12 protein-coding genes and 1 riboswitch are annotated in these 11,926 nt (G+C 69.5%); of the genes, 5 read left to right on the forward strand and 7 right to left on the reverse strand.

The window, feature by feature from the left end; translation table 11 throughout:
- Positions 1 to 63: 63 nt before the first annotated feature.
- Positions 64 to 2,136, reverse strand: a complete 2,073-nt coding sequence (gene pta, locus ON27_RS27225; RefSeq protein WP_043733959.1) for a phosphate acetyltransferase — start codon at positions 2,134 to 2,136, stop codon at positions 64 to 66.
- 230 nt (positions 2,137 to 2,366) lie between these two features.
- Here pta and ON27_RS27230 point away from each other — a divergent pair, with 230 nt between their 5' ends.
- Positions 2,367 to 2,873 carry a nitroreductase/quinone reductase family protein gene (locus tag ON27_RS27230; protein ID WP_043733929.1) on the forward strand — a complete coding sequence of 169 codons (507 nt, stop codon included), beginning with the start codon at positions 2,367 to 2,369 and terminating at the stop codon, positions 2,871 to 2,873.
- 63 nt (positions 2,874 to 2,936) lie between these two features.
- Here ON27_RS27230 and fgd read toward each other — a convergent pair whose 3' ends face one another.
- On the reverse strand, positions 2,937 to 3,947 hold the full coding sequence (gene fgd, locus ON27_RS27235) for a glucose-6-phosphate dehydrogenase (coenzyme-F420) (protein ID WP_043733930.1): 1,011 nt from the start codon (positions 3,945 to 3,947) through the stop codon (positions 2,937 to 2,939).
- Between the two features lie 218 nt (positions 3,948 to 4,165).
- Here fgd and ON27_RS27240 point away from each other — a divergent pair, with 218 nt between their 5' ends.
- On the forward strand, positions 4,166 to 4,924 hold the full coding sequence (locus ON27_RS27240) for an HAD-IIA family hydrolase (protein WP_174377886.1): 759 nt from the start codon (positions 4,166 to 4,168) through the stop codon (positions 4,922 to 4,924).
- Here the strand turns inward: ON27_RS27240 and ON27_RS27245 are convergent.
- Together ON27_RS27245 and ON27_RS27250 are read right to left on the reverse strand one after the other, a co-directional pair.
- On the reverse strand, positions 4,914 to 5,372 hold the full coding sequence (locus ON27_RS27245; RefSeq protein WP_043733933.1) for a MarR family winged helix-turn-helix transcriptional regulator: 459 nt from the start codon (positions 5,370 to 5,372) through the stop codon (positions 4,914 to 4,916). The two genes, ON27_RS27240 and ON27_RS27245, sit on opposite strands and share 11 nt — an antisense overlap.
- Positions 5,373 to 5,399: 27 nt before the next feature.
- The gene (locus ON27_RS27250) at positions 5,400 to 6,023 is read right to left on the reverse strand and encodes a type 1 glutamine amidotransferase family protein (protein WP_043733961.1); all 624 of its coding nucleotides are present in this window, start codon (positions 6,021 to 6,023) and stop codon (positions 5,400 to 5,402) included.
- Positions 6,024 to 6,123: 100 nt separating this feature from the next.
- Here ON27_RS27250 and ON27_RS27255 point away from each other — a divergent pair, with 100 nt between their 5' ends.
- Together ON27_RS27255 and ON27_RS27260 are read left to right on the forward strand one after the other, a co-directional pair.
- Positions 6,124 to 6,576 carry an RpiB/LacA/LacB family sugar-phosphate isomerase gene (locus ON27_RS27255; RefSeq protein ID WP_043733935.1) on the forward strand — a complete coding sequence of 151 codons (453 nt, stop codon included), beginning with the start codon at positions 6,124 to 6,126 and terminating at the stop codon, positions 6,574 to 6,576.
- A gap of 89 nt (positions 6,577 to 6,665) precedes the next feature.
- On the forward strand, positions 6,666 to 8,195 hold the full coding sequence (locus ON27_RS27260; RefSeq protein ID WP_051047031.1) for a serine/threonine-protein kinase: 1,530 nt from the start codon (positions 6,666 to 6,668) through the stop codon (positions 8,193 to 8,195).
- Between the two features lie 23 nt (positions 8,196 to 8,218).
- Here the strand turns inward: ON27_RS27260 and ON27_RS27265 are convergent, their stop codons facing one another.
- From ON27_RS27265 to ON27_RS27275, 3 genes are all read right to left on the reverse strand, one after another.
- Complete coding sequence (locus ON27_RS27265; RefSeq protein WP_043733936.1) at positions 8,219 to 9,433, reverse strand: O-succinylhomoserine sulfhydrylase; 1,215 nt, start codon at positions 9,431 to 9,433, stop codon at positions 8,219 to 8,221.
- Entirely contained in the window at positions 9,430 to 9,846 is a 417-nt protein-coding gene (locus ON27_RS27270; RefSeq protein WP_043733937.1) for a rhodanese-like domain-containing protein, read from the reverse strand. Before ON27_RS27270 ends, ON27_RS27265 begins: the two co-directional genes overlap by 4 nt.
- Before the next feature lie 14 nt (positions 9,847 to 9,860).
- Positions 9,861 to 9,977, reverse strand: a riboswitch (SAM riboswitch).
- Between the two features lie 63 nt (positions 9,978 to 10,040).
- Positions 10,041 to 10,358 (reverse strand): Rv0361 family membrane protein, encoded by a 318-nt coding sequence (locus ON27_RS27275; protein WP_157227360.1) that lies wholly within the window; start codon positions 10,356 to 10,358, stop codon positions 10,041 to 10,043.
- Positions 10,359 to 10,867: 509 nt separating this feature from the next.
- On the opposite strand from ON27_RS27275, the gene ON27_RS27285 reads away from it, so the two are divergent.
- Positions 10,868 to 11,926, forward strand: a 1,059-nt coding sequence (locus tag ON27_RS27285) for an FAD-dependent oxidoreductase (RefSeq protein WP_245560191.1), incomplete at its 3' end; no start/stop codon positions are given.

Consider the following 11,926-nt stretch of genomic DNA (forward strand, 5'->3'; position numbering starts at 1 on the left):
CCGCGCTTCGCTCCGCAATCACCATCACGGCGCGGCCGTTCGCGCCGGAGCGGACCGCGCGCATCAGCTCCCCTGCGCTTGGATCGCGGTGATCGCCACGGTGTTGACGATGTCGGCCACCAGCGCGCCGCGGGAGAGGTCGTTGACCGGCTTGCGCAAACCTTGCAGCACCGGTCCGATCGCGATCGCACCCGCGCTGCGCTGCACCGCCTTATAGGTGTTGTTGCCGGTATTGAGATCGGGAAACACGAACACGGTCGCGCGCCCGGCGACCTCCGAATCGGGCAGTTTGGTATCGGCGACGGTCGGTTCGATCGCGGCGTCGTATTGGATCGGCCCTTCCACCGGCAGTTCCGGCGCGCGCTCCCGCACCAGCTTGGTCGCGACGCGCACCTTGTCCACGTCCGCGCCGCTGCCCGACTCCCCGGTCGAATACGACAGCATCGCGACTCGGGGTTCGATGCCGAAGCGGTCGGCGGTCGCCGCGGAGGACACCGCGATGTCGGCCAACTGCTGGGCGGTCGGGTCCGGCACGACGGCGCAATCGCCGTAGGCGAGCACCCGGTCGGCCAGGCACATGAGGAACACGCTGGAGACGGTGGAGACCCCCGGCACCGTCTTGATGATCTCCAACGACGGCCGGATGGTGTGCGCCGTGGTGTGCGCCGCGCCGGAGACCATGCCGTCGGCGATCCCCTTGTACACCATCAAGGTGCCGAAATACGAGATGTCGGCCACCGTCTCGCGGGCCCGCTCGAGCGTCATGCCTTTGTGTTTGCGCAGGTCGGCGTATTCGGCGGCGAACTCCTCCAGGTAGCCGGAGCGGCGCGGGTCGAGCACCTCGGCGGCGGAGATGTCCACCCCGAGTTCGGCGGCGCGGGCCCGCACGGTGATCTCGTCGCCGAGGATCACCAGGTCGGCGATCTTGCGCTGGAGCACCCGCCCCGCCGCGCGCAGGATGCGGTCGTCGTCGCCTTCGGGGAGCACGATGCGTTTGCGATCGGCTCGCGCGCGCTCGATCAGCTGATATTCGAACATCTGCGGCGTGACCACCGAGCTGGGTGGGACGTCGATGCGCCGCAGCAGCTCTACCGCGTCGACGTGTTCCTCCATCAACGCCAGGGCCGTGTCGACCTTGCGCGGATTGCCCGCGGACATCCGGCCGCGGGTGCGGTAGGCCGCTCCCGCCGTGTCGTAGGTGCCCAGGTCGGTGGTGAGAATCGGCAGCTTTGGCTTGAGACCGGTCATCAGCCGCGCCACCGCGGGATGCGGCAGCAGGCCGCCGTTCATGATGATCCCCGACAGCGACGGAAAGCCTTCCGCCTCATGCGCGTTGACGACGCTCAGCAGCACGTCGGACCGGTCGCCCGGCGCGATCACGACGACGCCCTCGACCAGCCGTTCCAGGATGTGCTCGGCCGTCATACCGCCGACCATGATCTTCAGCGCCTCCCGGTGCAGCAGTTCCGGGTCGCCGCTGTACATCTCACCGTCGACGGCCGCGCACAGCTCGGCCATGGTGGGCGCGATCAGCAACGGCACTTCGGGCAACGTCCACGAGGGGACGCCGAAGTCGCGCAGCGCCGCGCACACCTGCTCCAGTCCCTCCGGGGCGCAACGATTGGCGATGATGGCGACCAGCTGCGCGTGCTCGTGAACCAGTTCGGACGCGCACAATTCGGCCAGTTGCCGCACCTCCTCCGGCGTGCGTTCCGCGCCGCGCAGCACCAGCAGCACCGGCGCGCCCAAGTTGACCGCGATCCGCGCGTTGAAGCGCAGCTCGCTGGGGCTGGCCACGTCGGTGTAGTCGCTGCCGACCACGACCACGGCGTCGCACAGCTTGGCGACCTCGTGGTAGCGCAGCACGATCTCGCTGATCGCGCCATCCGGGTCGGCGTGCACCTGCTCGTAGGTGGTGCCGATCGCCTGCGCGTAGTCGATGTCCGCCGTACTGTGCTCGAGCAGCAACTCGAGGATGTAGTCGGGCTCGGTGGTCGAGCGCGTGATCGGGCGGAACACCCCGACCCGCGCGGTCGTCGCGCACAGCGTCTGCAGTACCCCGAGGGCCACCGTCGACTTACCGGTGTCGCCTTCGGGCGAGGCGATGTACACGGCGGATGGAGCGTTGTCGGCCATGTCCGAGAGCTTAGTGAACCAGCGGCAACCGGGCCGCGCTGCGCGACGGTCGTCACTCGCCGCGCACAGCGCGTGGCCGGTCGTGCGGCGCGGAGCCATCGCACCCCCGCGATATCGGGGTGCCACGCGATGGCGACGGACCATGCCGTGGCGACGGGCCATACCGTGGCGGCGGCCCGTCACGGCGGGAAGTCGCCGTGGCCGGTCGTCCGCGCCGCTATAGTCCGGTCATGGCTGAGCATTTCCCGGATCGGCAGTGGGGCTCGCGCACCACCCTATTCGCTCGCACGGCAAGTAGATTCGCGGCGACGAAGATCGGCTCCCGGCTCGTCCGCGCCATCACGCCGCTGGACCGGGCGGTCCTGGAACGCACCGGCGCGAAGTACACCGTGCTCGGCCCGATCGGCGCGCCGGTCATCCTGCTCACCACCATCGGCCGCAAATCCGGGCAGCCGCGCACCCAGCCCCTGCTGTACGTGCACGACGGCGACACCCTCTATGTGATCGGCAGCAATTTCGGCCAGGCGCATCACCCGGCCTGGACCGCGAATCTGCTGGCGAACCCGACGGCGACAGTCGCCATCGCGGGCGAACGCATCCCGGTGACCGCCACCCCCGTCGAAGACTCCGACAAGGACCCGATCTTCCAACGCTTCGTCGACATCACCGGCGCCTACGCCGCCTACCGCACGCGCACCACCCGCGACCTGCGCATTTTCGCCCTTCACCGGGCATGACCCACGAGGCGCACCACGCCGTCGGCCGAGCGGACTCGCGGCGTGGTGTGCCGCTCGGGGACGTCAGGCCAGGGCGCGCAGGCGCGGGGCCAGGTCGCGCTGGAAGAGGTCGAGGAAGCGGCGCTGGTCGTGGCCGGGGGCGTGGAAGACCAGGTGGTTGAGGCCGGCGTCGAGGTAGGGCTTGATCTGCTCGACCGCTTGATCGGGGTCGCTGGCGACGATCCAGCGCTTGGCGATCTGTTCGATCGGCAGCGCGTCGGCGGCGGCTTCCATCTCGATCGGGTCGGTGATGCTGTGCTTCTGCTCGGCGGTGAGCGAGAGCGGGGCCCAGAACCGGGTGTTCTCCCTGGCCAGTTCCGGATCGGTGTCGTAGGAGAGCTTGATCTCGATCATCCGGTCGATGTCGTCGACGCTGCGGCCCGCCTTCGCCGCGCCTTCGGCGACAGCGGGCATCAGCTTTTCGGTGTAGAGGTCCATGCCCTTGCCCGAGGTGCAGATGAACCCGTCGCCCGCGCGGCCCGCGTACCGCGCGACCAGCGGCCCGCCCGCGGCGACGTAGACCGGGATGCCGCCCTTGGGCACGTCGTAGATGGAGGCGCCGACGGTCTTGTAGTACTGGCCGTCGAAGTCGACGCGGTCACCGGTCCACAGGGCGCGCATCAGGTCTACGGACTCGCGCAGGCGCGCGAAACGCTCCTTGAATTCGGGCCATTCGCCGGTGTACCCGGTGGCGATCTCGTTGAGCGCCTCACCGGTGCCTACCCCGAGCATGACGCGGTCCGGGTACAGGCAGCCCATGGTGGCGAACGCCTGGGCGATCACCGCGGGGTTGTAGCGGAAGGTCGGGGTGAGCACCGAGGTGCCGAGCTGGATGCGCTGGGTGCGCTCGCCGACCGCGGCCAGCCAGGCCAGCGAGAAGGGCGCGTGCCCGCCCTTGTGCCGCCACGGCTGGAAGTGGTCGCTCACGGTGGCGCTGTCGAGGCCGTGTTCCTCGGCCAGCACCGCGATCTCGACGAGTTCGCGGGGGCCGAACTGCTCCGCTGATGCCTTGTATCCGAGCTTGAGTCCGCTCATCTGCCACGCTCCTCGCGTTTCGTTTCGCCGCCATCGCGATCCGTCCTCGACAGTAGCCAACGCTGCCGGCTCGCACGCCGACGGCCCGGCGCGGATGGTCTTCGCGGCGGCGCGCTCGTTCGACCGGTACCGGTCGCTCCGGTTTCGGTCGCCCGCCGATAGCGGATAATGGCCGCGTGACCGCAGACGACGAGCCGATCCTGTCCTACTTGACCGATATGGACGGCGTGCTGGTGCACGAGGACCACCTCATCCCGGGCGCGGACAAGTTCCTCGCCGAACTGCGCGCCAACGACACGCCATTCCTCGTGCTGACCAACAATTCGATCCGCACCCCCCGCGATCTGCAGGCGCGGCTGCGCCACACCGGACTCGACATCCCGGAATCGGCCATCTGGACCTCCGCGCTGGCCACCGCCACCTTCCTCGACGACCAGCGGCCCAACGGAACCGCATACGTGGTGGGCGAATCCGGGCTCACGACCGCGCTGCACGAGATCGGCTACGTGCTGACCGACAGCGACCCGGACTACGTCGTCCTCGGCGAGACCCGCACGTACTCCTTCGAGGCGATCACCACCGCGATCCGGCTGGTCGAGCGCGGCGCCCGTTTCATCGCGACCAACCCCGACCCGACCGGCCCGTCCCGGGACGGCTCGCTGCCCGCGACCGGCTCGGTGGCCGCGCTGATCACCCGCGCCACCGGCCGCGAGCCGTACTACGTCGGCAAGCCCAACCCGCTGATGATGCGCTCGGCGCTGCGCCGCATCGGCGCCCATTCCCAGTCGACGGTGATGATCGGCGACCGGATGGACACCGACGTCATCTCCGGCCTGGAAGCGGGCATGCGCACCATCCTGGTGACATCCGGCATCTCCACCCGCGCGTCCTTCGAGGCCTACCCCTACCGCCCCACAATGGTGGTGGACTCCGTCGCCGACCTGATCGGCAAGACCGGTTCCCCGTTCACCGACTGACCGGCTGATCCGCGGTGATCGCGTCCATCGCGGCGGACAGCTCGGTGAGCACCGCCACGGTGAGCGCGAGCTGCTCGTGACCGAGTTCGTCCGCGAGCCGCTCGGACAGAACCTTGTGCTGCGGGTCGATGCGGCGCACCGCGGCCAGGCCCGCTTCGGTGACCGCGACGAGTTTCGCCCGGCGGTGCGCGGGGTTGGGACGGTATTCGGCGAGTCCCTTGTCCACCAGCAGATCCGCGATGCGCTGCACGCTCTGGCGGGTGATGCCCATCTCGCGAGCGATCCCGGCGACGGGCAGCGGCGCGCGTAGCACCGCCCCGAGCACCTGCCACCAAGCGGCGGTCAGACCCGCCGGTCGCGCCAGTTCCTCGGCCACCGCGAGGAACTGGCCGTTCAAACGGAACGACGTGATCGCCGCCGTGGCGAACAGCTCCTGATCGCCGGTCATGCGGTACCTTCCGAGGCTCGCGCTCGTTCACGCATGCTGCGCGTCGTATTCCGCGAGCACTGCCCATCCGGCCGGATCGGCGTGCGCGAACAGCCGATACCAACCCTCCAGCACGTGCGGCTCGTACACACCGAGCCTGCCGAGCACCTCGCGCGCGAACTCGAACGGCGCGCTCGCACTGGCGGTGATGACGTCCCCATCGGTGACGGCAGGCGCGTCGACGTAGTGGTCGGCGCCCGAATACCCGCTGTAGAGCAGGAGTTCCGCGACATTGCTGGTGTGCTTGCGGGTATCCAGCAAGCCCGCCTTGGCCAGGCCGAACGTCGCGCCGCAGATCGCGGCGACCGGGACACCGGCCGCGACGAACTCGCGCGCCTTGTGCGTGAACGGGTCCAGTTCCGTCCCCTCCCAGGTCTCCGCCCCCGGCAGGATCAGCATCGCGCTGTCGGCGGGCGTGAGATCGGCGAGCACGACGTCCGGCACGATGCGCATCCCGCCCATCGTGGTGACCGGAGCCGCGCTCGGGCCGACCGTCTTCACCTGCCACGTACCCGGCTCCCGATGCCAGCTCGGCTTGTTGATGTGCGCGGTGGCCGCGCCCACCTCCCAGTCGGCGAGGGTGTCGTAAACGGCCATGTGCACTGTCTTCATTGCCATGACAGTATGCTGTCACATTTGACAGCATACTGTCAATGCCGTGCCGAGCCGGAAGCAGGACGACACCCCGGCGCGACGCACCTACCCTGGGAGCATGCGAATTTCGGTGGCGGCGGACGAGCGGGTCGGGGTGGCCGAGGAACTGGTGGCCGAACTGGGCAAACGCGGCCACGAGATCGTGCCGCACGGCGCGCTGTCCGACGCGGAACGCGACGACTGGGCGTGGGCCAGCGAGGCCGCGGCCCGTGACGTCGCCTCCGGCCACACCGACCAGGCGATCGTCTGCTGCTGGACCGGCACCGGCGCCTCGATCGCGGCCAACAAGGTCCCCGGCGTGCGCGCCGCCCTCTGCGCGGACGCCTCGACCGCGGCGGGCGCCCGCACCTGGAACGACGCCAACGTCCTGGCCCTGAGCCTGCGATCGACCTCCAGCGCGGAACTGCGCGAAATCCTCGACGCCTGGTTCACCACCGAACCCAGCTCGTCACCGGACGATCAGGCGAACATCGCCCATCTCGCCGACATCGAACGGGCCGCCGAGGCCTGACCAGCCGCCGGACGCTCCGCGCCCACGAGCATGTGCAGCACGACCGGCCCGCCTGCGCTACCGACGAACCCCGGCGATACGGTCGAGGCATGGTCGTGCAGAGCCCCGGCGGCACGTTCGGGAACTATTCTCTCGAACGCTTACTGGGCCGCGGCGGCATGGGCGAGGTGTGGTTGGCACTCGACCACGAGGGGCGCGCCGTCGCACTCAAGGTGCTGTCAGCGGCGTACACCGCCGATTCGCTCTATCGACAGCGCTTCGAGCGCGAGGCGCGGTTGAGCGCCCGGGTACGCAATCCGCACATCGTGCCTATCCACGCCTTCGGCGAGGTCGACGGCCACCTGTTCTTGGAGATGGCCTATATCGAGGGCGTCGATCTCGGCACCCGCCTGAAATCGGGCGCTCTGCCACCGGATCGGGCCGTCGACGTCATCGTCCAGGTCGCCGAGGCGCTGGACGCCGCGCACGCGGCCGGACTCGTGCACCGCGATGTGAAGCCGGGCAACATCCTCCTGCACACCAGCGGTTTCGTGTATTTGATCGACTTCGGTATCGCCCGTGCCGCCGACAGCACCGCGCTCACCGCTACCGGGCTGGTGGTCGGCACGCTGGGGTACATGGCGCCGGAGCGATTCACCGGCACGGTCGACGCCCGGTCCGATGTCTATTCGCTGGCCTGCGTGCTCTACGAAACCCTCAGCGGAAAACCGCCCTACGGCGACGGCGATCCGGCTCAGCAGATGCACGCGCACCTGAGGAGCGAACCGCCGCGTGCCGCGCGGGCTGCCCGTGACGTCCCGGCCGCACTCGACGCCGTCATAGCCCGGGGGATGGCCAAGGAGCCGGACGCACGCTACCGCAGCGCGGGGGATTTCGCCGCGGCGGCCTCGGCTGCCCTGGCCCGGTCCGCGGCGGTGCTACCGGCCCCGCCTGTCACGCGTCCCACGGCACCGGCCGGCCACCCGGCCACTCGGATGCTGACGGCCGCCACCCCGACGCCCCCGACGGCCGAGGTTCGGGCAGCCGCTCCGGCCGGGCAACGCGATCATCGGTCGCGCCGATGGATACCCGTCGCCGCCGGAGCGGCGCTCGTCGCCGCGGTGGGGTTGTGGCTGCTCGGAAGCGGCATCGATTTCGGGTCCGCACCTGTCGCGGGTCCGATGACCAGCGAAGCCGCCACGTCGGCCGATACCTCGCTGCCCTCGGCCGGCGGGCAGGCCGCGAATCCAGGTCCTGCGGTGCGCGACGGAAACTTCGCTTTCACCGTGACCGGCGTGGCCTCCGACGCGACAACCGCAGGCGATACCCACACCATCGTGACGCTGACTGTCACCAACGTGTCCGACCGCGAACAGACCCTTGTCGTCGCCGATCAGCGGCTGGTCACCACCGGCGGCCGCTCCGTCCCACCCGACGCGGCGGTCACCGCCGAACTCAACTCGCCCGGCGGTGCCTCCGCGCGCCTGGCTCCCGGCCGCGTCAGTACGATCCGGCTGGCCTTCGACCTGCCCGGCAAGAACAAGAACGGCAAGAAGAACGATAAGAAAGACGACGTCGCGAGCCACTTGATCCTGCACGGCGCACCGTCGTCACCCGGCGTCACCGTGTGGATCGGCTGACCGATCGCGCGACGGTTCCGGGATCAGGAGAGGGCGTGGTCGAGGTCTTCGAGGAGGTCTTCGACGTCTTCCAGGCCCACCGAGATGCGCACCACGCCGTCGGTCAGGCCGATGGTGGCCCTGCCTTCGGGGCCCATGGCGCGGTGGGTGGTGGTGGCCGGATGCGTGATCAGGGTCTTCGCGTCACCGAGGTTGTTGGAGATGTCGACGATGCGCAACCGGTCGAGTACCTCGAAAGCGCGCTTCTTCGCCTCGTGCTCAGGCGCGTTCAGCTCGAAGGTGACCACGGTGCCGCCCGCGCTCATCTGGCCGGTGGCCAGCGCGTGCTGCGGATGCGATTCCAGAAACGGGTACCGCACCCAGCTGACGGCCGGGTTGCTCTCCAGGAACCGGGCGATGCGCAGGGCGGACTCCGCCGAATGGCGCACCCGCAGCGGCATCGTCTCCAGGCCCTTGAGCAGCGTCCACGCGTTGAACGGGCTCAGCGCCGGCCCCGTATGACGCATCAGCGTCTTCACCGGGCCGTCGATGTAGTCCTGGGCGCCGAGGATCGCGCCGCCCAGCACGCGGCCCTGCCCATCGATGTGCTTGGTGCCCGAGTAGACCACCACGTCGGCGCCGAGTTCGAAGCCGCGTTGCAGCAGCGGCGTGGCGAACACGTTGTCCAGTACCACTTTCGCGCCCGCCGCGTGCGCCAGCTCGGTCACCCGGCGCACGTCGACCAGCGTCTGCATCGGATTGGCGGGCGTCTCGAAGAACACCGCCTGGGCCGGCGTCGACAGCGCCTGCTCCCACTGGTCGAGATCCTCGCCGTCGACGAAGACGGTCTCCACCCCCCAGCGCGGCAGGATCTCGTTGCACACCACGAAGCACGAGCCGAACAGGCTGCGCGCGGCGACGAGCCGATCGCCCGCGCTCAGCAGCGCGCCCAGCGCGGTGAACACCGCGGACATGCCGCTCGCGGTCGCGAAGCACGCTTCGGCGCCGTCGAGCAGGCGCATCCGCTCCTCGAACATGGCCACGGTCGGATTGCCGTAGCGGGAGTAGACGAAGTGCTCGACCTCGCCGGTGAACGCGGCCTCGGCGGCCTCGGCGCTCTCGTAGACGAAGCCGGAGGTCAGATAGAGCGCCTCGGCGGTCTCCTCGAAGCCGGAGCGCCGCAGCCCGCCGCGCACGCCGAGCGTCGCGGGACCGACGCCTTCGGGCAGCGGCTTGTCGAACGCGCCGCCGGTGATCACGACTGCCGCCAGGGCAATCCGAGGGCGCGCCAGCCGGCGCCGCCGCGATGCCCGAACTCGTCGAGCGGGCCCTCGAAGCCCTCGAGCACGTTGTAGGAGGTGCGGTAACCCGCCGACGTGGCGGCGATCGCCGCGCCCACCGAACGCTGACCGGAGCGACAGAGGAAGACGACGGGAGCGTCCGGGTCGTGCCCGTCGAGCGCCTGCTTCAACTGCTCGACGAACGCCGCGTTGCGCGTGCCCGTCGAGTCGACCCATTCGATCAGCACGGTCGGCCGTTCGATGGAGCTCGTGTCGGGGACGCCGACGAACTTCCATTCCGCTTCCGTCCGCACGTCCACGAGGACGGCTTCGGGGTTGTCCCGCAGCAGCTCCCACGCTTGCTGTGGAGTGATGTCACCGGCATAACTCATGTGCACCTCCTGCGAATCCGCACTTGCCGCGCCCGGGACCGAGGCGCCGCCAGGTCGTCACCCGGAGCACCCCACCGCGGAGGAGGGTTGCCGACCAGCAATGCCGGGGCTTGACGCTGGTTCTCATGACCTTCGACTGAGATTGCACCGAGCCGGGTCACCCTGTCAAACGGTGGCGCACCCTGCGCGAACGCTCAGGTGCAGACCAGCCACTTGCCGCCGGACCTGGTGAAGTTCCAGACCGAGGTCGCCTCCCGCCCGTCCACCTTCGTGGTCACCGTCGCCTTGCCCCGATCGCCGTCCACCATGGGGATGTCGATTTTCGTGATCTCGACCGGCTTTCCGGTTCCGTCCTGGCCCGCCAGCGGCGAGCGGCTCGGGTCGAAACCCTGGCAGGCGGTGCCGGGCGGCGGCACGGCGTCGCTGCGGTTGGAGCCGTCCACGAAATTGGCGACCGCCGCCGCGATGCGCTCGGCTTCTGTGACATTTTTTCTCAGCGGGCGAGAGCACACCGCCGAGCACGATCGCGATCAGCACGATCGCGGCCAGGATCGCGGCCGCGACGAACGGCGCGACGGAGCGCTTGTCGGTCTGGTCGACCCGGATGACCTCGTTCCCGCCCGCGGTCGGCTGCTGCTCGCTCATGGTTCGATGATCCCTGGTCGGCGCCGGTATCCGGCGCTCGACCCCCCGCTCGGCACGACGGCGGGAACGGCTGGGTCCGGGCGGCCGCGATAGGCGGCGCGGAAGCGGGTACGCGACGACTGTGACCACCGATGGCATCCGCCGAGTGCACGCACCGCCGAGGGGTGGGATCGACCATCCCGATAGAATCGCGGACAGGCGGCCTGCTGTCACAGCGAATCGGCAGCTCCACGCCGCGGCGAACGGAGCACCGTGCAGCCACGAGCCGGCGACGCCGGCGTCCGCATCGGAAGGGTGCGACCGAGCCGGTGCGTCAACTTAGCCTAAGCTAAGCCAGACGTCATTAATTGTTTCGACCATAAGGTGCGCGTAAGAGATGACCGAACAGAGTGCAGTATCGGATGGCGGTGTTCGCGAGCCCTCCGTGGGGACGCAGGCTTCCTCCTCCGGGCATGACGCGCACACCGCGGGTAACCGCCCGCTCCGCATCGCGATCGTGGGCGCCGGACCGGCCGGGATCTACGCCGCCGACGCCTTGATGAAGTCCGACGCCGAGGTGAGCATCGACCTGTACGAGCGCATGCCCGCGCCGTTCGGGTTGATCCGCTACGGCGTCGCGCCCGACCACCCGCGCATCAAGGGCATCATCACCGCCCTGCACAAGGTGCTGGACAAGCCGCAGGTGCGCCTGCTGGGCAATATCGACTACGGCACCGACATCACCCTCGACGACCTGCGGGCCTTCTACGACGCGGTGATCTTCTCCACCGGCGCCAACGCCGACCGCGCCCTGCCGATCCCCGGCATCGATCTGGACGGCTCCTACGGCGCCGCCGACTTCGTCTCCTGGTACGACGGCCACCCCGACGTGCCGCGCACCTGGCCGCTGGACGCGGAGAAGGTCGCCGTCCTCGGCGTCGGCAATGTCGCCCTGGACGTCGCTCGCGTGCTGGCCAAGACCGGCGACGAACTGCTGCCGACGGAGATCCCGCCGAACGTCTACAAGGGCCTGAAGGCCAACAAGGCCGTCGAGGTCCACGTCTTCGGCCGCCGCGGCCCCGCCCAGGCCAAGTTCACTCCGCTGGAGCTGCGCGAACTCGACCACTCGCCCACCATCGAAGTCATCGTCGACCCCGAGGACATCGACTACGACGAGGGCTCCGAAGCCGCGCGCAGGCACTCCAAGCAGGTCGACATGGTCGCCAACACCCTCGAGCAGTGGGCCATCCGCGACGCGGGCGACCGGCCGCACAAGCTGTTCCTGCACTTCTTCGAATCCCCCGCCGAAGTGCTCGGCGAGAACGGCAAGGTGGTCGGCCTGCGCACCGAGCGCACCCAGCTCGACGGCACCGGCAACGTCAAGGGCACCGGCGTGTTCAAGGACTGGGACGTGCAGGCGGTGTACCGCGCCGTCGGCTACCTGTCACAGAACCTG

The sequence above is a fragment of the Nocardia asiatica NBRC 100129 genome (assembly GCF_000308415.1).
Taxonomy (GTDB): Bacteria; Actinomycetota; Actinomycetes; order Mycobacteriales; family Mycobacteriaceae; genus Nocardia; species Nocardia asiatica.